Raw genomic sequence first — 19,622 nt, 5'->3', positions numbered from 1 at the left:
CATCATGGCAGTTGAATGGAAAACTGAGCATGAGTATGAAGATATTTTATACGAATCCTATAACGGCATTGCCAAAATTACGATTAACCGTCCCCATGTGCGCAATGCTTTCCGGCCGGAAACGGTAACCGAGATGTATGATGCGTTTTCCCGGGCGCGCGATGATGCCAATATCGGGGTCATTATTTTAACCGGTATGGGGGAAAAGGCCTTTTGTTCCGGCGGCGACCAAAAAGTGCGCGGCAATGGCGGCTATGTGGGCAGCGACAATATTCCGCGCCTGAACGTGCTTGATTTGCAGCGTTTGATCCGTGTGATTCCGAAACCGGTCATTGCCATGGTAGCAGGTTATGCGATCGGCGGCGGGCATGTGCTGCATGTGGTTTGTGATTTGACGATTGCGGCCGACAATGCCATTTTCGGCCAGACCGGACCGAAAGTTGGCAGCTTCGACGGCGGTTACGGCGCAGGTTACCTTGCAAGGATCGTCGGCCATAAAAAAGCGCGCGAAATCTGGTATTTGTGCCGCCAGTACAACGCGCAGGAAGCGTTGGAAATGGGGCTTGTCAACGCAGTCGTGCCTTATGAAAAACTGGAAGAAGAAACGATCAAATGGGCGGAGGAAATCCTTGAGAAAAGCCCAATGGCGATCCGTTTCCTGAAAGCCGCATTCAATGCTGATACGGACGGGCTTGCCGGCCTCCAGCAATTTGCGGGCGATGCAACCCTTTTGTATTACACAACGGACGAAGCAAAAGAAGGCCGCGATGCATTCAAGGAAAAACGCAAACCAGACTTCGGCCAGTTCCCGCGTTTCCCGTGATTGGAAAATGGGCTGTCTCGATTGAGGCAGCCTGAATTTTTTCACGGGGAAATTTTTGCTGAATGGTCCATGATTCAAAAAGGCAATTCAGCAAGTGGTTGAGATGTTCTTTAACGTATTTCAAAGAGACGTTTTAACGACTGACAAAGGTAGAAATGTCTTTTAACGGGTTACAAAAAGACAATTCAGGGAGAAACGAAGCGCAGATTGTCCTTTAGAGGGATTCAAAAGGACATTTCGGCAACTGACAAAGATTGAACTGTCTTTTAGCGTGTTCCAAAAGGACAATTCAGGTAGAAATGAAGCGCAGATTGTCCTTTAAAGAGGTTCAAAAGGACAATTCGGGGAAAGCCGAAGAGCAAATTGTTCTTTAGAGAGGTTCAAAAGGACATTTCGGCAAGTGACAAAGGTCAAACTGTCTTTTAGCGTGTTCCAAAAGGACAATTCCGGGAGAGACAAAAAGCAAAATGTCCTTTAGAAGGGTTCAAAAGGACAATTTCGCAAATAAAGAAGCCCGTAATGTCCTTTAAGGCGCTTTTAAAAGACGATCTTGCAATGGATAGGGATAAACTGTCCTGTTGAAAAAGCAAAAGTGGCATGTTCAAAATAGATTTTTATCAGGTGATGTTATGCTACCCAATTTTTTAAAACAGCGCGCGTATTTAACGCCGAACCGGATTGCGCTCATCAGTCAAGGTACAAGCCTGACGTTTGCCGGGCTGTACGAAAAGGCGAAAGAAACGGCGCGGAAGCTGTCCGGCTGCGGCATGCAGGCGGAAGATACGGCAGCGGTCCTTTTAAACAGCCGCGCGGAAACGGCGGTCATTCTCCATGCGCTGCAGCAGCTCCGTGTCCGCACCCTTTTTCTCAACCACCGTTTAACGACGGCGGAAATGCAGTACCAGCTCACCGACAGCGGCGCGAAATGGCTGATTACAGAAAAAGCGTTCCGAGAAAAAACAGAAGTGTTAAACGAAACAGCAACCGTGATTCAAAGCGAAGCACTTGGCGATTTGCCGGCTGCGGGCTACGAAGAACGTGCGGAGTTTGCACTCGGGGATGTCTGCTCGATCATGTACACATCCGGCACAACTGGCAAACCAAAAGGCGTCCTGCAAACATACGGCAACCACTGGTGGAGCGCCGCCGGTTCTGCGCTCAATCTCGGCGTGCGGGAAGACGATACGTGGCTGTGCGCAGTGCCGCTTTTTCATATCAGCGGTTTTTCGATCCTGATGCGTTCTGTTTTTTATGGCATGACGGTTTATTTAATGGAAAAATTTGATGAAAAAGAGACGGCCAAACTGCTGAAGTCCGGCCGCATTACAACGATGTCGGTTGTGGCCAACATGCTGCAGCGTTTGCTTCGTGAACTCGGACACGACAGCCTTCATCCGAACTTCCGCTGCCTCCTGCTCGGCGGGGGGCCGGCGCCGCGCCCGCTGCTTGAAGCGTGTGCCGAAAAGAATATCCCGGTTTTTCAGTCATACGGCATGACCGAAACGGCCTCGCAAACCGTGACGCTTGCCCCGGAAGACAGTCTGCGAAAAATCGGGTCGGCGGGGAAACCGTTATTCCCGGCGCAAATTCGGATTGTTTCCGATGGCAAAGTGTGCGGGCCGTTTGAACACGGGGAAATTGCGGTAAAAGGGCCGAACGTGACAATCGGTTATCTGAACCGCCCGGATGCGAACCGGAAAAGTTTCCGGGAAGGCTGGTTTTTCACCGGCGATATCGGTTATCTGGATGATGAAGGCTTTTTATACGTACTGGACAGGCGCTCCGATCTGATTATCTCCGGCGGCGAAAATATCTATCCGGCTGAAATTGAAGAGGTGCTCCTTGCCCATCCGGATATTCTTGAAGCCGGGGTCATCGGCGTGGAGGACGAAAAGTGGGGCCAGGTGCCGGCTGCGTTTATTGTCACAAAAAGGGCAGTCCGGGAGAGGGAGCTGCAGGCTTTTTGCGAAACGCGGCTCGCAAAATTTAAAATTCCGAAAAAAGTGTATGCCGTTCCCGCGCTGCCTCGGAATGCATCGAATAAGCTGGTGCGCAGGAAGCTGCTGGAGCTGCTGCCGTCATGATCGGGATTGAAAAAGTATCGCTTTCTGTGATCAAAATGCCGCTTAAGTCCCCGTTTGAAAATGCGCTCGAAAAAGTAACGGAGCGGGAAGCAATCCTGCTTGAAGTATTAGATAAGGAAGGGGTGGCCGGTTTCGGGGAAGCTGTTGCATTTTCAACCCCGTGGTACACAGAAGAGACGGTGCAGACATGCTTTCACATGCTGAAAGATGTGCTCGTCCCGCTTCTTCGGGAAAAGCCGGTTGCACACCCAAAAGAAGTGAGCGGCCGGTTCCGGTCCGTCCGGCGCAATCATATGGCAAAGGCGGCAATCGAAACGGCTATCTGGGATTTGTACGCGAAAAAGAAGCAAAAGCCGCTTTGGCGGTTAATCGGGGGCGCACGGGACCGCGTGGCTGCCGGCGTTGCGGTCGGCAGCCATGATACAGCGGATGCGCTCCGGCAAATCGGGGCGTTTGTTGATGAGGGCTATAAAAGGGTGAAAGTCAAAATCAAGCCCGGCCATGATGAAGCGTTTGTCCGCGAAATCCGGGATGCATTTCCTGATCTCACGCTGATGGCGGATGCGAACTCCACGTACACGCTGGCGGATGCGCCGCGTTTGAAAAGGCTCGACCGGTACGGGCTCCTGATGATTGAACAGCCGCTTGCCGCCGATGATATTGTGGAGCACGCGGCATTGCAAAAGCAGCTGGAGACGCCGGTTTGTCTGGATGAAAGCATCGTAACATATCATGATGCGGAAAGCGCGCTCCGGCTCGGCAGCTTCCGGGCGCTCAATATTAAAATTGGGCGGGTCGGCGGGCTCTATCCGGCGATCCGGCTCCATGACCTTTGTGCATCCCGTGGCATTCCGGTCTGGTGCGGCGGCATGATCGAATTTGGCGTATCGCGCGCCTTTAACCTCGCGCTCGCCTCTTTGCCGGGCTTTACGATTCCGGGCGATATTTCTTCATCCAGCCGGTTTTGGGAAAAAGATATCATTGAACCGGAAATCACGGCGGAAAACGGGCAAATCCGCCTGCTGGACAGACCGGGAACCGGGTTTGAGATCGACCGCGCCTATGTAAAAAAAATCCGGACATATACCGAAACGATATGAAAAAACTGCCGCACAAGACGGCAGTTTTTTCGTGAAAACATCGATTCGAATGTCTTATAAGTGCCTTTACGGCTGGACGTTCGAGACCTTTTCATGAAGACATTCGATTCAAATGACCGATAAGTGAAATTGGCCTTTACAGGTGAACGCTTGGTTTTTTTTTATAAAACATCGATTTTGAAAATGAAATCAGCCCACACGGCTGGAAGCTCGAGGTTTTTTCATTCAAGTGTCTGATCAGTGAAATGGCCCTTCATGCCAGGTTTCATGAAAACATCGATTCAAACGTTTTACAATCGGTTTCCTGCTGGTTTTCAGCCTGGGTTCCTGTATGGCTCACGATGTAAATTTCCTCGGCAGAACAAAGATTGCCCTCCTCCCAGAACACACAGTTCCTGACTTCGCATAACACATCTTTTGCCATGCGGGACACCCCCTTAAAACATGCCGTACGCTTTTAGTTTCTGCAGCGTGCGGCAAACCATTACTGCAAAGCTTTTTCCAATCCTTTTAAATTGTCGTCCATCAAAGTAAAGTAATCTTTATGCGCTTTGATTTCTTCGTTCGTTCGGACGCCAAGATGGTGGATGTAAACCGCTTTTGTATTCGTTTCCTGTTGGACCACTTTCGCAATTTTGGAAGGCACATTTTTTTCAAATACGATGTAGGAAATATGGTCTCGTTTTACTTTCTGGATGATGTTTTCCAACTGTTTTTGCGACGGTTCATCCGAAGTGGAGAGCCCAGCAATCGGAATTTGTTTGATGCCATATCGTTTTACCCAGTAGCCGTATGCCGCATGGGAAACGACAAGTTCTTTGTTGTCCGACTTTTCTACCGCCTGTTTGTATGCCGCATTGACCCGGTCCAGTTTCTTTGCCAGCTGGTCATAATTTTTCTTGAAATACGTTTTTTGTTCCGGCATTTTTTTCGAAAGTTGTGCTGTAATCATGCCGGCCATTTGCTTGACGTAAATGGGATCGAGCCAGACATGCGGATCGGCTTTCGCACTTGTTTTATCCGGAACAGGAAGCCGGTCCCCGAGCGCCATCATTTTCACATTTTGGCCTTCAAGCACTTGTTTTGCCTTGTTCGCAAAACCTTCAAGCCCGAGCCCGATGTAAAAGAAAAAGTCGGAATCGGCGAGCTTCAGGATATCTTTCTGTGACGGTTCGTATGTATGTTCATCCGTGCCTGGCGGATAAATTGTTTTAACCGACACATACTTCCCGCCGATTTGCTGTGTAACATATTCGAGTGGATAGACGGTAGTATAAACCGAAATTTTATGATCCTGCTTGCTTTCCTGTTTGTTTGCACATGCCGTAACAAACAGCATGGTAAAAGCGAGCAGTACGGGAAAAAGTTTTTTCAAAGCGGACGATTCCTTTCTTTTTTTTATTCGTAATGATTACGATTTACTCACAAAAAATATATTACTAAACTCCGCTTCATATGGCAAGAAAAATTTTTAAGGGACAGCAAATGCTGCCCCTTAATCTTTTTTGTCTTCTTCTTCGGTTTCAAGCATACCGTAATCGCCGTTTATGGCCTGTTCGTCGGGATCAGCGCCGAAATCGCCGCTCTTTTTTGCTGCTCTTTTTTCTCTTCCATAAAAAACACCTCCACCTGTAGCGTTTTCCGGAAATGGGAAACGTATACGGGGGAGGGGTTGTTTTTTCACCGGTACGGCGGAATAGCAACCGAATGGTGTTCAATGTTTTTTCACCGGCCACTGGTCCGGAACGGGATCGTACCCGCCGGCGTGGAATGGGTGGCATTTTAAGATTCTTCTGATTGCCAGGTAGCCGCCGCGGAGTGCGCCGAACCGTTTTACCGCTTCAAGCCCGTAATTCGAGCAGGTCGGCTGAAACCGGCAGCTTGGCGGGAACAGCGGGGAAATCGCAAGTTGATAAAAACGGATCAATTTAATAAAAATGAACTTCAGCATCGATCTGCCCCTTTCTTCGTTTATTTTAGCATGTTTTCAAAAAAGATGTGCAACATATGATTGGGTGTTTGAAGGCCCGGGAAAAGGGTACAAACAAAGCAGGAGGTTGATGAAACATGGCAGAAAACGAACAATTGATGGAAATCTTGAATAAGCAGGTTGCCAACTGGACAGTGCTTTATACAAAGTTGCACAACTACCATTGGTATGTGAAGGGACCGAATTTTTTAAGCCTTCACGCCAAATTTGAAGAATTGTACAATCTTGCAAATGACTATCTCGATGAACTGGCTGAACGTCTTCTCGCTTTAAACGGCAATCCGGTAGCGACATTGAAAGGAAGCCTTGAATTGTCATCGGTACAGGAAGCAAGCGGCAATGAAAGCACGGAGGAAATGGTGCAAGCGACTGCCAATGACTTTGCGATGATCGCGAAAGAATTGGAGGAAGCGATCGGGCTTGCCAACAGGATTGGCGATGATGCAACCGCCGACATGTTTATCAACATCCAGGAAACGCTCGATAAAAACATTTGGATGCTGAACGCCTTTCTTGGAAGACGGTAACGAAAAAGCGGGAGGTCAAATGGAGCCGCCCCCCGCTATAAAGGCTGTCCCGCCAAAGCGGAACAGCCTTTATTACTGCAAATATTTTGTTGTCGGGTAAGCGTCAAAGCCTGCATAATCGGAAAATTTATCTTTCAGTGTCTCCAGTATGTATAATCCGATAAAATGTTCCAGTTCGGCTGTGCTCATTTCGCGCACAATCCCAAGCAGGTCTTTCCGGTTGTAATTTTCGACGACCGCTGCAGAAATGGCGTCCAAGTCTTCTTCATCCCCCGTCAGCCGGTCCCGGTACAGCTCAAACAATTCATCGACTAGCCTCATGCCGTCTCCTCCTTTATTTATTTCTTATTCACTATCCGCAATGGGGCCTTTTTAAACATTTTATGATTATTTTCACGCGATGTACCTCGAAAAATGCAAGAGGTTTCAATAAAAATTTCGCCAATTTTTGCACCCGCTTGCGTATAATGAAGAACAGGAGGGATTTGATGTGTACCGGTTTACAGATTTGAACGGCAACCCAGTTACACTTATTTTTGAAAAAAATGCTTTTTCCATAGAGCCGCAGCATGTGCTCGTGCTCGCACGCTACCGCGGAAACTGGCTTTTGACAAGGCATCCGAAGCGGGGGCTTGAGTTTCCCGGCGGAAAAAGGGAAGCGGGCGAGACGGTCCGGGAAGCGGCTCGACGCGAGCTGTATGAAGAAACGGGCGGCATTCCGGAAAACCTTCAATATATCGGGGAATACTGCGTCGATGATCGGGTGCGCGGGCCGTTTGTGAAGGCGGTTTTTTACGCGGACATCGGCCGGCTTGAAACCAAGCATGACTATTTGGAAACGGATGGACCTGTGCTTGTGGAAGGCGATCTTGTTGAAAAATTGCAGTCCCCGTCATTCAGTTTTCTCATGAAAGACGGGGTTGTCGAAACAGCGCTCAGACATCTTGAAAAATAAGAATGGGGGAACCCTCATCTGTCTTTTACCAGCTTTTTCTCCAGCCACCCGACAAGCTGGTACATAATGGTTGCCACAATGGCAATCAGGATCATCGAAAGCATGACGAGCGTAAAATTAAACACCTGGAAACCATAGATGATCATGTAGCCGAGCCCTTTTGAAGATACGAGATACTCGCCGACAATGACTCCAACCCATGCAAGCCCGACATTGACTTTCAACGTGGAAATGATCACAGGAATCGATGCCGGAAAAATGGCTTCCCGGAACACTTGCAAGCGGGAGGCGCCGAACGAGTGCAGCACTTTCGTGTAATTTGGGTCGAAATCCCGGAACGCCGTATAAATCACAATTGTCGTCACAATGACGGAGATAATGACGCCCATGGCAACAATAGAAGAAAATCCCGGGCCCATGCTGACAATTAAAATCGGCCCGAGCGCTACTTTCGGCATGGCGTTCAGGACGACGAGATACGGGTCAAGAATCTTCGATAAAAACGGCGACCACCAAAGAACGGCGGCAAGTGCCGCGCCGAGCACAGTCCCGAGGATAAAGCCCATGACGGTTTCAAAAACGGTAATCCCCAAATGGACGTAAAGCGAGCCGTCTTCCAACTTTGCCACCAATAACGCCCACACTTTGGACGGGGAGCTGAAAATGAGCGGGTCAATCCAATGGAGACGGCTCGCCACTTCCCAAAGGCAGAAAAAGACAATTAAAATGAAAAGCTGGAAAAAGCGGACCCGGCGTTTTTCTTTGCGTATCGCGGCAAGGTAATCTTCATGCCGGAGCGCTGTATTTTCAGCTGTTTTCAAGGGACTCCAGCTCCTTCCATATGTCGTTGAAAAGTTCGGAATAGGTTTGCCGGCTCCGCGCTTCAAACGGGCGGAGGCGGCGGAGCTCTTCTGGCACATCAAAAATTTTATGGAGCCTGCCAGGTTTTGACGCCAACAGCAGGATCCGGTCGCTCATCGCAATGGCTTCGCCGATATCGTGCGTGACAAGCACTGCTGTTTTATGAAATTGCTTCAGCGTGTCAAATACCAGGTCCTCCAGTTTTAATTTCGTCTGAAAATCAAGGGCGGAAAACGGTTCATCCAGCAGCAGGATTTTCGGATCGACCGCGAGCGTCCGCACAAGTGCCGCCCGCTGCCGCATTCCCCCCGAAAGTTGGCGCGGGTATTGGTTTTCGGTGCCGGCAAGGCCGATCGTTTGCAAAAGCCGGAGTGTATGTTTTCTTGACGCCGGATTCAGCCGTTTTTCCAATTTCAGCCCGATCATGATGTTTTCTTCAATCGTCTTCCACGGAAACAAATAGTCCTGCTGAAGCATATAGCCGATGGAAGATTGCCGGGAACCTGGCAATTTGCCGTCAATCTGCACAATCCCCGCAGTCGGTTGCAGAAGCCCTGCAAGAATCGAAAGCAGCGTTGTTTTTCCGCAGCCACTCGGGCCCAAAAGCGAGACAAACTCGCCTTCCTCCATTTGAAACGAAATGTTTTCAAGCGCCTTTGTGGCCTGTTTAGCCGTAAAATAGGTGTGATTGACGTTTTGAACGGTCAAAAAACGCATATGTGCTGCCCGCCTGAAGGGGCGCACCCCCTTTCCGTTATTTTGCTTTTTTCACAATGGATGCGTTGACCAGTTTGTCGTACGGCACAGTATGGTCGAGTTCGCCGGCTTCTTTCATGATGTCCTGGAGCGTGTTCCAGCCGCTTTTGGTTAAAATCATATCGCTGCTAAACGAGCCCTGGCTGCGGTACCGTTCAATAGAGGAGGCGAGCATATCGGTATTCGTGTCTTTAAAATAAGGCTGGACTGTTTTTGCGACCGTTTCCGCATCGGTTTTTTGCACCCATTTTCCGGCCTTCAGCAGGGCGCGGACAAATTTCACCGCTGTTTTTTCATGTTCTTTCAAATAGCTTTGCTTTGCCATGAAGGTGGTGTACGGCACTTTGCCGGATTCTTTGCCGAAAGAAGCCACAATATAACCCTTTCCTTCTTTTTCCATTGTGGATGCGGTCGGTTCAAACAGCTGGACAAAATCCCCTGTGCCGGATGCATAAGCATTGGCGACATTGGCAAAATCGATGTTTTGGATCAGCTTCGTGTCTTTGTGCGGGTCAATGCCGTGCTTTTTCAGGACATATTCGCCGACCATCTGCGGCATTCCGCCTTTCCTTTGGCCGAGAAAAGTGGTGCCTTTCAACATATCCCACGAAAAATGGCCGATTTTTTTGCGCGAGACGAGAAATGTTCCGTCTGTCGCCGTCAGCTGCGCAAAATTGATAACCGGGTCTGCCGCTTTTTGTTTGTATACGTAGATGGACGTTTCCGATCCGACGAGCGCAATATCGGTTCCCCCTGAAAGCAGGGCAGTCATCGTTTTGTCCCCGCCCCATGTGGTCGCCAGCTTAATATCAAGCCCTTCCTCTTTGAAATAGCCTTTCGCAAGCGCGACATAAAGCGGGGTGTAAAAGACGGAACGCGTCACTTCGGCAACCCGCACTTTTTGCAATGCTTTTTTCTTTGAACCTTTACTCCCGCACGCGCTTAAACTGAATGCAAGCAATACGGCAAGCAGAAGCGTGAATCCGGATTTGAGCCACTTTTTCATCATGCAACCTCCTCATTGGGCTTTTTTACAGCCTATGCCGCGTGAGTTGATTGTGTGAACGCCTAATCAATTAAAAATCTATTTTGCCGGGTTGGGGGAGAAAAGATAAAACGAGAACGGTGCCGGAGACCAGCCGGATCGGGATGTTGCGTTTGAACCTGTTCCTGGCTGGGGCCGGGAAAGCACATTTCTGTCCGCGATCGGGGGCAATATTCAAAAAGGCTGCACCCTTTAAACAGCTAAAGGGGCAGCCTTTTTTATGAGCAGGATACCGTCGCTTGCCGCGTGTCCATGGCCAGTTGAAACGCCGGTCCTTCGCAAATTTTAAAGCGGAATGGCCGTGTTCCATCCATCCCTGTCTGTATCTTCTAAATTGTTCCATGCGCAAAGCGGACGACCTGGTTTTGCGAAAAGCGCCGCGATTTCAAATCGGCCCAAAAGCAAATGGCACAGCTCCATTGTCTCCCGTCAAAACCATGCGTGTCCGTTGTTTTTGCCCTTCACGCCATTGTTATTTCACCCATTTCCGCTGAAATGCGGCAATGTTGGTGTATTCCCCTTCAAGCAGGCGGGAGATCCGGATGTAAATCGGGAGGATCTCTTCGTATACCGCAGTATTTTCCGGAATCGGGCGATGGGTGTGCGTGGCGCCGATCCAGTCTGAGACGGCCGAGAAATCATCTATTTCGCCGAGCGCATACATGCCAAGGACGATCGCCCCGAGGCAGGAGCTTTCAAAACTTTCCGGCACGACGACTTCCTGGTTGAAAATATCAGCGAGCATTTGCCGCCACAAATCGGAGCGGGCAAAGCCGCCGGTCGCCTGGATTTTTTTCGGGATGCCGATCATTTCCTGAAGCGCCAGCATAACCGTATAGAGATTATAAATCACGCCTTCCAGCACGGCGCGGACCATATGCTCGCGTTTATGGTGCAGGCCGAGGCCGAAAAACGATCCCCTTGCATCCGCGTTCCAAATCGGCGCGCGCTCGCCGGCCAGGTACGGATGAAAGATGAGCCCGTCCGATCCCGGGGCAACACGGGCGGCAATTTTCGTCAGTACTTCATACGGATCAATGCCGAGCCGTTTTGCCGTCTCGACTTCGGCTGCGGCCAGTTCATCGCGCACCCACCGGAACGTCATGCCGCCGTTATTGACCGGCCCGCCGACGACCCAGTGGTTTTCCGTTAACGCATAGCAGAAAATCCTTCCCTTTGGATCGGTCACAGGTTTATCCGTAACGGTCCGGATCGCGCCGCTTGTCCCGATCGTGATCGCGACAACACCGGGGTCGATCGCATTCACGCCGAGATTCGAAAGCACCCCGTCACTTGCGCCGGCAACAAACGGCGTGTCTTGCGGAATGCCGGTTTCGGCCGCATATTCCGGCGCAAGCCCGGTGAGGTAAAAGGTTGTCGGCACAGGTTTTGACAGCTGTTCTGCCGTAATGCCGGCCACATCCAGCGCCTCTTTGTCCCAGTCCAGGCCGTGGAGATTAAAAAGGCCGGTCGCAGAGGCAAGCGAATAATCGACGATATACTGCCCGAAAAAGCGATAAAAAATATACTCTTTAATGCCGATAAACTTGAACGTTTTTTTGAACAGCTCCGGTACATCGTGGCGGAGCCATGTCATTTTGGAAAGGGGGGACATCGGATGGATAGGGGTGCCGGTCCGCCTGTAAATGTCCTGGCCGTGCCATTCATCCTTTATTTTTTTCGCCCATTTTGCCGCGCGCGCGTCAGCCCAGGTGATGCAGTTGGTTAGCGGTTTGCCGCCTTTGTCCACTGCAATCAGGCTGTGCATTGCGGAACTGAACGAAACGAGTTTTATTTCGGAAGGATCAACGCCGCTTTTGGCGATCGCTGTTTTCATCGAGTCAATGACGGCGCGGAAAATTTCATCCGGATGCTGCTCGGCGACCTCGGGGGACGGGCTGTAAAGCGGATAGCCTGCATGGTGCATGCTGATGACTTTTCCTTTTTCGCCGAATAAAACAGATTTTGTTGATGTTGTACCGATATCTACGCCTAAATAATAGGTCATCGAAAGTCAATCTCCTTTATGAACCTGCTGCTTCAAAATAATTTTTACAGTTCAGTGTTTTTTAAAAATTTTTTCCAATACCTTTATTTTAACTGAAAGCGCACGGGTTTTAAAAGTTTTTTGGAAAACCGCCGGAATCCGAATTGCTTGACAGGCGCCGGCTGCGGCCGACATACTGGCATAGAAAGTAAAAAGTAAATGGATAAAAGAGGTTACAGCCATGACGATTGCAGTGATTTACGGAAGTTCGCGCCCGCGCGGCAATACAGAGCTGCTCGCAGAACGCGCTGTGGAAGGCATGCATGTGGAGCGCTTTTATTTAAAAGATGCGCGTATTCTTCCGGCCGAAGACAAACGCCACACGGATTCAGGGTTTTCGAAAGTGGAGGATGATTATAGCATTCTCATCCAGCATATTTTAATGTGCGATACGATTATCTTTGCAACGCCGATTTACTGGTACGGGATGTCGGGGCTGATGAAAAACTTCATCGATCGCTGGTCACAAACATTGCGGGATCCGCAGTTTCCGGACTTTAAAAAAAGAATGTCGGAAAAAATTTATGTGATTGCAGCCGGCGGGGATATGCCGCGTGTCAAGGGGCTGCCGCTGATCCAGCAGTTTGCATATATTTTCGGCTTTTTAGGCATGCGTTTTGACGGTTACATTCTTGGAGAGGGCAATAAACCCGGCGATATTGTACATGATAAAGAGGCAATCTTTGCAGCGGATCAATTAAACGAAACACTGAAAAGGTGATGCAATTTGAAGACCGTGATCGAAAAGCAGCTTTTTCCGTCCCCGAATCCGCATGTGCGCATGTATCTGGTGACATACTGGTCGGACGGCCTGAAAGTGAAAGGGTTGCTGGCAGAGCCGGATGACGGGCGCATTTATGACGGGTTTTTATATTTGCGCGGCGGCATCAAAAGCGTCGGCATGGTGCGGCCTGCAAGGATCGGCGAGTTTGCGTCGGAAGGGTTTATCGTTTTCGCGCCTTTTTACCGCGGCAACCGGGGCGGGGAAGGCGATGAAGACTTTGGCGGAGATGATATGCATGATGCCTATTTTGGCTTTGACGTATTGATGGAGCATGAGCGGGTAAGCGGGCGTGTCCACGTTTTCGGATTTTCCCGCGGCGGCATCATGGCACTCGGCACCGCCCAAGCCCGGCCGGCCGCGTCTCTTGTCACGTGGGGCGGCGTTTCGGATGTTGCGCTTTGTTATGCGGAACGGGTCGATTTGCGAAAAATGATGAAGCGCGTGATCGGGGGCACGCCGGAAAAATATCCAGAACGGTACCGGGTGCGGACGCCGCTGTATAAGCTCGGGCAAATTGGTTGCCCCGTTCTCGTCATCCACGGGGAGCAGGATCAAAATGTGTCCGTGGAACACGCCATTCGTCTCGAACGCGGGCTCAAACAGCTTGGAAAACCGGTTGAAACATGGTATTTCCCGGAGCTTGGCCACCATTTCCCGCCGCCTGTAAACCGGCGGGTTGTCCATGATGCCAGCGTTTGGATGAAAAGGCATTCCGCACATGATACAATAGAAGCAACGACGGAGGTGAGCCGAATGGGAATGCCGATGGAACTCGATACGATGCTCGTGACGAACGGGAAAGAAGAGCGTATTGAGCAAAACCTCTTTTTGCTGAAGCAACCGGGTTACTGCGTGTATCCGCTTGATACGCCAGTTGAAATCCGGAAAAAGAAGGAACACGGGCCGAGCGGGAGCGCTGTCATCCGCAAACTGGAATGGGAAAACAATACAACGATCGTTCATTATGAACTGGTTTCTTTGAACACGCCGAATTAAACAGGCGCCGCACCATGATCCGCGGCGCCTGTTTGGTTTATCAGGACGGGCGGAAGGGAATTTTACAAGTGCAATGCCCGGCTGATTTTACCGGAGAACGCCGGGATCCGGCCAAAGGGCCATGCCTGGTGAACGGAACTGGATCAGCTTGCGAGTAGCGCGGAGAAAAAACGGATCCGGCGGCGGAATATTGGCAGACGCAACACACGCCTTGCAAGTGCGCCGCCAGCCTGGTTTTTCGGGATGAAATGGGCAAGATTGAAAATACTAATCGTAAGAGAAAAGGCCGGCTTCTGAAGCTGGAAAAAGGAACAGGCCGAAGCGAGTGAACTACCCACCACTTATCAACCTTACGGTTTGATTGAAGTGGGGGCTTCTCGACTTATCGTTGCTTTTACTAGCCAACGAAAACTGACCGAGCTAACCCTCTTGTTCCAAGAGTTTTGTTACTTATGATAACGCTAATAAGCGTAATCCCTCATTTTTGATATTGATTGCTGAATTGTGATCGCGATCTAATACAAAGCCGCAAGAACATTTATATACACGTTCAGATAATGGCATTTCTTTTTCCTTGCCGCAACATGAACACTTCTTAGTGGAGGGAAACCACTTATCAATTTTCACAAGTTGTTTCCCTTGTTCTTTTAGCTTATACGCTAAGAAAGTAGTGAACATTCCCCAGCCGTTATCATGAACGCTTTTCCCAAAGTGAAGGGCTTGAGACATCCCTTTCATGTTCAAGTCCTCAATCACGACAGCATCAAAGTTAGAAGCTAATTCTTTTGACTTATGATGAAGAAAATTCATGCGTTGGTTCGCCACTTTCTCATGTAATTTAGCCACTACTATATAAGATGAACTTAAGTTTTTGACATCTCTAATCTAACAAGCAGCCGGTCAATGACTTCTTGGCTCTTTTGGCTGGCTTGTTTCATAAATTCCGCCACGTGGGAGCGAATTTGGTAAAATTTGCTGAAAAAGACGTTGTTTACGACATCTTGCTTTAGCCACTTCCATAATCCTTCCACTGGGTTCAACTCAGGGCTGTATTTAGGAAGAAAAACAAATTCCATTCGTGGATTTTCTTTCAGGAAATCCTTGATAATTTGTGATTGATGCACTTTGCTGTTGTCCAAAACCATTACAATTTTACCTTGCGGGTATTTACTTAAAATGAGTTCTACAAAACGTCTAAAGGCCAAGGAATTACTTTTTTCTTCTTCATAGTGCGTAATTTCGCCGGTTTCATAGTTTATGGCAGCGAACAGCTTTGCACCCTTATGCTGGCCGTATGTTTTGATTTTTCGCTGCTGTCCTTTTGGGAACCAGTTATACTGCAGAGCCTGATAAGCACGGATGAATGCCTCATCTTCGAACAACAAGTGATCGATGATCCCATTCTCCAGTTGCTGTTTTAGCTTTGGGAAAGTGACTTCTTTGAATGCTTTTTGCTCTTCAGGATCTGCTTTTGCCAAAGTATATGTGGCCTTTGTATAGCTAAACCCAAGCCGGTGTAACATTTTAGAAACGCCCCTTGGGGTATACGACTGTTGAAATTCACGCTGGATCCAATCGGCGATTAACGGGAGCGTCCAAGTGTATTTTGCTTCGAACCCAACTTCTGCAGGGGTTTTGTTTCTAATGGTTTCGGCCAACTGCTTTTGTTGATCTTCCGTTAATTTCTCAGGTTTACCTGTTGGTTTTTTCATTTGAAGGCTGGAGATTCCTCCTTCTTCATAAGCATGACAGTAATTCATGACCGTTTGCCGGGTACGTCCTATAATCTTGGCAATTTCTGGATAAGTCCGGCCTTCTAAATGTAACAGCACAGAGAGATAACGCTCATAAAGACGTTTATCCCTTGTGTTTTGCATAGCGTTTCGCAATTGTTCAAGTTCTTGATTCAACATTTTTTCTCCGCCCTTTTTAGGATAGTTACAATCTATATACCCAAAAAAGGACCGAAGAAGTGAGCAAAAATGATTAATTCGTTTTATATAGAAAGATAAATGGCTCTGCCGACAAGCACACTGGCAAACGACAATATGTAGCTGGAAATAAATACTCTTAACGGCGATAAACCAAACGAGAATTGATAGGATGCCAAATATGTCCCTTCTGCTGAAAAACGGACAACCAGCATCAGCATAAACAAGCAAAGGCTATAGACCAAACTCAAAACGGCAATCGATCGGTAAGAAAGTAAGCCATTCATTTTCATCAGTCTCCACCCAGCATATATGAGCAATCCAATTGGAATAATGGCGGCAATCCAAAGCCAAACGGAAAAATCATGCGCACCCGTCAAAAGCATCGTTAATCCGCCATAATCTCCCGTCCCCTTCAGCCCGCCGAGTAAAGAATAGGAAACAGTATGCTGCCCTTCCGTTCCCAACTTGTATTGGAGCGGTGCAAAGTGGAGGAGCCCCAACACATAAGACCCCATTTGCGAGCCGGCAAGTATATCAGTATAAAGGATTTTTCCTACACTGAAATGAAAATGGGGAATTTCCATTTCGAGCTGGCCGAGCCATTTGTGGATTTTTACAGCTACCACAATGATTGAAATTATGGTAACGGCACCCAGACCAAATGCAAAAGTCCGGACGGCTTCGCAGATTTCCGCACCAAACGGGATTTCCCGTGCAAGATGTTTCAACATATGACGGTAATCAATGGCAAACAGCATACCTAACAAACTAAACAAGCAACCAATGATAAGGGATGCCACGATCAGGCCAAATACCGCATAATGTAAATGGAATTTGACAGCAGCCCCGGCCACCGGCTCATATGTATTCCGGCAAAACAGACTGAGGATTACAGCCAGAACAGTGTAAAAAACACCAATGGCAAGCGCCGGATAAAGTTTTTCAGCAACGGTAGCCGTTCCATGTTTCCGCTGATAGAAAACCCCTGCTGCAAATGTGGAAATAATCGGGATCAGCAAGAGCAGCCAGAAATTGAAAGCATAGGCAAACTCAATGCTTCCCGATGCGACGCCGCTCCCCTCGCCCTCCACTGAAAACACCGGATGTGCGGCATGAGCGGACATCACGGTATTTTGATAGTTGAAAATAAAGGGATGCTTCGAGATATCAGTTTGACCAAGCAAATCTTCCAGCTCATCGGATTGTAAAATTGCAGAAAGATCCTGATAAGAAGTCCGCGTAATGAACGCGGTGATACCGGATAATGCCAACATGATGATAAAAGCAAGGACTGCGGGAATTATGGCTTTTTTTATAAAACCGGTGGAAAATGCCTGCAATTTAAATTTTGCGCGTTCATCACTCTTAAACGGTGTTTCCTTGTTCAAACTGGCCACTGCTGAAGCTTCATAATGAAACAGCGCCGTACCGCAATGCGGGCAATATTGTCCGGCCTCTTCAATCGGGTGCCCGCAGCCTGAGCAGAAACGCGTTTCGGATTGGACAAATTTTAAAGACGGGGCCTCGTTCTCTAAAACTGTGCCGTCCCACCAACAGTAATTGTTTAATTCAGGGTTATCAGTACCGCATGTTCTGCAATACATTGTCATGCTTCCCCCTCTTGGGCCGGTTCAAGTTTCGTTCCGCAACAAGTGCAAAAATGTGCACCGGCTATATTCTGTTCTTCACAAGACGGGCAGGTTACTGTGGCAGATTTCTCTTTTTTCTGCAACTCGACTTTGGCACCGCACGACCCGCAAAATTTATCATGAACCGTAAGCGGCGCGCCGCAATTCGGACAGGAAAAACCTTGCTCAGATCCGCCATTTAATTCCTGGACAACTTGTTTGATATGATAAAGAGTTTTATCGAGAGCGGCAATTGGTTTAGCCATTTTCAGCCACTTTGGATCTGCACGACTGCCGTTGCGTATTTCCCGATAGGCCTCTTCGCCCAGCTGGAGGATGTATGCCGCACGCTTGGCACCCGTCTCCTGCATTTGTTTTTGCAAGCGGCTGAGTTGCTGTACAGTTTGCAGTTTTTTCTTGCCTTGATAAATTTGATCCTGGATCTTATTCAATCCTTCCCCTACTCTTTCTTGAATCTCCCCCATAAATGTGCCTCCTATTTTTTATTGTTTCTTCTTTACCATAATATGAAAGAAATTGAAAATCAAGATAAAATTTATAAAAAAAACTGTAAAAATTTATGGTAGAAAAGTAACAAATCATGTAATATATTGGTAGATATCCTTATAAAAAGTCCTAAATCTACATTCATCCAAAAGGGGGAGGATTATGCGTTATTGTAAACAATGCGGGCATGAACTAAAGCCCGGCCAGACATTTTGTACCCACTGCGGTGCGTCTGTTGAAGCTTCAAAACGGGAAACAGCGGCTGCCAGCGGGGAGAGTAGCCAGCTTCGTAAAGAAGAAACGGGCACGAGATCCAATACAGGGGCAAAACTGAAACAGCTGCCGCCCTATACGAAATGGGTGGCTCTTGCCGTTGTCCTGGTCCTTGCACTTGGTTTTGCCGGTTTTAAAACTGTCCAGGCCATGAGCAAGCCTTCCAAAACCGCTGAGCAATTTATCTCAGCCATTCAAAAGAACCAGGCGGAAAAGGTCGCGTCGATACTGAACAATAGCCAAAACGAGGTAAAAGCGGATAAAAATTCCGCCCAGCAAGTGATCGACTATTATAAAAAGAACCCAGACATGTTTTTATCGTTGTCCAAAAGTCTCCGCAGTGAAGCTTCTTCTATGGAAGAAAGCGGAACGAATATCAGCAAATCAAACGATCTTTTTTCGGTTAAAAAGGCCGGGAAAAAGTGGCTGATTTTTGACCGCTACGGCATTGGAGCCAAACCACTTTTTATTAAAGTTAGAAGCAACCGGAGCAACGCAACAGTTTATATTGACAACGTAAAACAAGATAAAATAAAAAAGGATAAGACATATACATACGGCCCATATCTGCCTGCCATTCATAAAGTGAAGGCGACACGCCCAAGCACATATACAACGGTATCGGATTCGGATGAACTGGATCCGCGCGAGGCTGAAAACCAAAATCTGACAGCCGATCTTGACTTGGAGGGCAAGATGATCACGATTTATTCCGATTACGATGACGCTGTTTTGTATGTCAATGATAAAAGTACAGGGAAAAAACTGCGTGATATCGATACGTTCGGTCCTGTTTCAACAGACGGATCGATGAAACTTTTCGCGAAACTCGATACCAACCTTGGTTCGAAAAAAAGCAATACGGTTACTATTAAAGATGATACGGACGAGGTTGATTTTACATTTCCAGGTTTATCGCTCGCGGATGACATTGGTGACAGCAATAATGGGTCAGGCGATACGGATGAAGCTGATATCATTTCCACGATCAAAGAACATTACACGGATATTTCAAATGGCTCCTATTATGCAGCATACGATATGTTCTCCGCTGAACGCCAGTCAAAAATGGATTTTGACAAATGGGAATCCGGCGTTGAAAGCAATGTTTCCAATGATGTAACCGTCAGTGTCGACGCGATCAACGGCAACAAGGCAACGGCCAGCATCTATCTCGTTTCAACTGATGAAAAAGACGGAAACAAAACGGTCAAGCATTTTAAGGGCACATGGAACCTTGTTAAAGAAAACGGCGAATGGAAATTAGGCAACTCCAGCATTAAGCAAACAAATTAAGTAGAAAGAACTTGAA

Annotated in this window: 20 protein-coding genes and 1 pseudogene; 8 read left to right on the top strand and 13 right to left on the bottom strand. The window is 48.2% G+C overall.

What is annotated here, in order from left to right; genetic code table 11:
• The first annotated feature begins 4 nt into the window (after window positions 1–4).
• The 3 genes from menB (at window position 5) to menC (ending at window position 4,007) form a co-directional block, all read left to right on the top strand.
• Complete coding sequence (gene menB, locus NSU00_RS10880) at window positions 5–823, top strand: 1,4-dihydroxy-2-naphthoyl-CoA synthase (protein ID WP_013860039.1); 819 nt, start codon at window positions 5–7, stop codon at window positions 821–823.
• 629 nt (window positions 824–1,452) lie between these two features.
• Window positions 1,453–2,907, top strand: coding sequence for an o-succinylbenzoate--CoA ligase (locus NSU00_RS10875; protein ID WP_340702817.1), 1,455 nt, complete (start codon window positions 1,453–1,455; stop codon window positions 2,905–2,907).
• The gene (gene menC, locus NSU00_RS10870; protein ID WP_118498333.1) at window positions 2,904–4,007 is read left to right on the top strand and encodes an o-succinylbenzoate synthase; all 1,104 of its coding nucleotides are present in this window, start codon (window positions 2,904–2,906) and stop codon (window positions 4,005–4,007) included. Before NSU00_RS10875 ends, menC begins: the two co-directional genes overlap by 4 nt.
• A 265-nt stretch (window positions 4,008–4,272) precedes the next feature.
• Here menC and NSU00_RS10865 read toward each other — a convergent pair whose 3' ends face one another.
• The 4 genes from NSU00_RS10865 to yidD all read right to left on the bottom strand — a co-directional run bounded on the left by NSU00_RS10865 (window position 4,273) and on the right by yidD (window position 5,958).
• Window positions 4,273–4,431 carry a DUF1540 domain-containing protein gene (locus NSU00_RS10865; protein ID WP_013860036.1) on the bottom strand — a complete coding sequence of 53 codons (159 nt, stop codon included), beginning with the start codon at window positions 4,429–4,431 and terminating at the stop codon, window positions 4,273–4,275.
• 60 nt (window positions 4,432–4,491) lie between these two features.
• Window positions 4,492–5,382, bottom strand: a complete 891-nt coding sequence (locus tag NSU00_RS10860; protein WP_071451983.1) for a metal ABC transporter solute-binding protein, Zn/Mn family — start codon at window positions 5,380–5,382, stop codon at window positions 4,492–4,494.
• A 120-nt stretch (window positions 5,383–5,502) separates the two neighbouring features.
• Complete coding sequence (locus NSU00_RS16070) at window positions 5,503–5,691, bottom strand: DUF4021 domain-containing protein (RefSeq protein WP_155759648.1); 189 nt, start codon at window positions 5,689–5,691, stop codon at window positions 5,503–5,505.
• Between the two features lie 30 nt (window positions 5,692–5,721).
• Window positions 5,722–5,958: a membrane protein insertion efficiency factor YidD gene (yidD, locus tag NSU00_RS10855; protein WP_013860032.1), complete on the bottom strand. Its 237-nt coding sequence runs from the start codon at window positions 5,956–5,958 to the stop codon at window positions 5,722–5,724.
• Between the two features lie 116 nt (window positions 5,959–6,074).
• Here yidD and NSU00_RS10850 point away from each other — a divergent pair, with 116 nt between their 5' ends.
• On the top strand, window positions 6,075–6,524 hold the full coding sequence (locus NSU00_RS10850; RefSeq protein WP_017551858.1) for a Dps family protein: 450 nt from the start codon (window positions 6,075–6,077) through the stop codon (window positions 6,522–6,524).
• 72 nt (window positions 6,525–6,596) lie between these two features.
• On the opposite strand, the gene NSU00_RS10845 is transcribed toward NSU00_RS10850, so the two are convergent.
• On the bottom strand, window positions 6,597–6,845 hold the full coding sequence (locus NSU00_RS10845) for a DUF6154 family protein (protein ID WP_013860030.1): 249 nt from the start codon (window positions 6,843–6,845) through the stop codon (window positions 6,597–6,599).
• 169 nt (window positions 6,846–7,014) lie between these two features.
• On the opposite strand from NSU00_RS10845, the gene ytkD reads away from it, so the two are divergent.
• Entirely contained in the window at window positions 7,015–7,479 is a 465-nt protein-coding gene (gene ytkD, locus NSU00_RS10840; RefSeq protein WP_340703678.1) for an RNA deprotection pyrophosphohydrolase, read from the top strand.
• 14 nt (window positions 7,480–7,493) lie between these two features.
• On the opposite strand, the gene NSU00_RS10835 is transcribed toward ytkD, so the two are convergent.
• From NSU00_RS10835 to gntK, 4 genes are all read right to left on the bottom strand, one after another.
• Window positions 7,494–8,300 (bottom strand): ABC transporter permease, encoded by an 807-nt coding sequence (locus tag NSU00_RS10835; protein ID WP_340703677.1) that lies wholly within the window; start codon window positions 8,298–8,300, stop codon window positions 7,494–7,496.
• Window positions 8,287–9,057 carry an ABC transporter ATP-binding protein gene (locus tag NSU00_RS10830; protein WP_013860027.1) on the bottom strand — a complete coding sequence of 257 codons (771 nt, stop codon included), beginning with the start codon at window positions 9,055–9,057 and terminating at the stop codon, window positions 8,287–8,289. The genes NSU00_RS10835 and NSU00_RS10830 overlap by 14 nt, the downstream gene beginning before the upstream one ends.
• 37 nt (window positions 9,058–9,094) lie before the next feature.
• Window positions 9,095–10,102 carry an ABC transporter substrate-binding protein gene (locus tag NSU00_RS10825; protein ID WP_019720654.1) on the bottom strand — a complete coding sequence of 336 codons (1,008 nt, stop codon included), beginning with the start codon at window positions 10,100–10,102 and terminating at the stop codon, window positions 9,095–9,097.
• A gap of 511 nt (window positions 10,103–10,613) precedes the next feature.
• Entirely contained in the window at window positions 10,614–12,149 is a 1,536-nt protein-coding gene (gntK, locus tag NSU00_RS10820; RefSeq protein WP_340703676.1) for a gluconokinase, read from the bottom strand.
• Window positions 12,150–12,369: 220 nt separating this feature from the next.
• Here gntK and NSU00_RS10815 point away from each other — a divergent pair, with 220 nt between their 5' ends.
• Window positions 12,370–12,909 (top strand): flavodoxin family protein, encoded by a 540-nt coding sequence (locus NSU00_RS10815; protein WP_340703675.1) that lies wholly within the window; start codon window positions 12,370–12,372, stop codon window positions 12,907–12,909.
• Window positions 12,910–12,924: 15 nt separating this feature from the next.
• Complete coding sequence (locus NSU00_RS10810) at window positions 12,925–13,968, top strand: DUF2584 family protein (RefSeq protein WP_235601649.1); 1,044 nt, start codon at window positions 12,925–12,927, stop codon at window positions 13,966–13,968.
• Window positions 13,969–14,418: 450 nt separating this feature from the next.
• Here the strand turns inward: NSU00_RS10810 and NSU00_RS10805 are convergent.
• The 4 genes and pseudogenes from NSU00_RS10805 to NSU00_RS10790 all read right to left on the bottom strand — a co-directional run.
• Window positions 14,419–14,820 (bottom strand): annotated as a pseudogene (locus NSU00_RS10805) (RNA-guided endonuclease InsQ/TnpB family protein); the annotation flags it as partial.
• Between the two features lie 11 nt (window positions 14,821–14,831).
• Complete coding sequence (locus NSU00_RS10800; RefSeq protein WP_340703670.1) at window positions 14,832–15,881, bottom strand: IS630 family transposase; 1,050 nt, start codon at window positions 15,879–15,881, stop codon at window positions 14,832–14,834.
• Between the two features lie 83 nt (window positions 15,882–15,964).
• Entirely contained in the window at window positions 15,965–17,512 is a 1,548-nt protein-coding gene (locus NSU00_RS10795) for a zinc ribbon domain-containing protein (protein WP_340703674.1), read from the bottom strand.
• On the bottom strand, window positions 17,509–18,015 hold the full coding sequence (locus NSU00_RS10790; protein ID WP_340703673.1) for a zinc ribbon domain-containing protein: 507 nt from the start codon (window positions 18,013–18,015) through the stop codon (window positions 17,509–17,511). The genes NSU00_RS10795 and NSU00_RS10790 overlap by 4 nt, the downstream gene beginning before the upstream one ends.
• A gap of 184 nt (window positions 18,016–18,199) precedes the next feature.
• On the opposite strand from NSU00_RS10790, the gene NSU00_RS10785 reads away from it, so the two are divergent.
• Window positions 18,200–19,606, top strand: a complete 1,407-nt coding sequence (locus NSU00_RS10785; RefSeq protein WP_237348345.1) for a zinc ribbon domain-containing protein — start codon at window positions 18,200–18,202, stop codon at window positions 19,604–19,606.
• The last annotated feature ends 16 nt before the right edge of the window (window positions 19,607–19,622 follow it).

Source organism: Weizmannia sp. FSL W8-0401, assembly GCF_038009125.1.
GTDB classification, from domain to species: Bacteria; Bacillota; Bacilli; order Bacillales; family Bacillaceae_C; genus Weizmannia; species Weizmannia coagulans.
The sequence above is the reverse complement of the archived record's forward strand: the minus strand, read 5'-3'. Positions and strand labels throughout refer to the sequence as shown.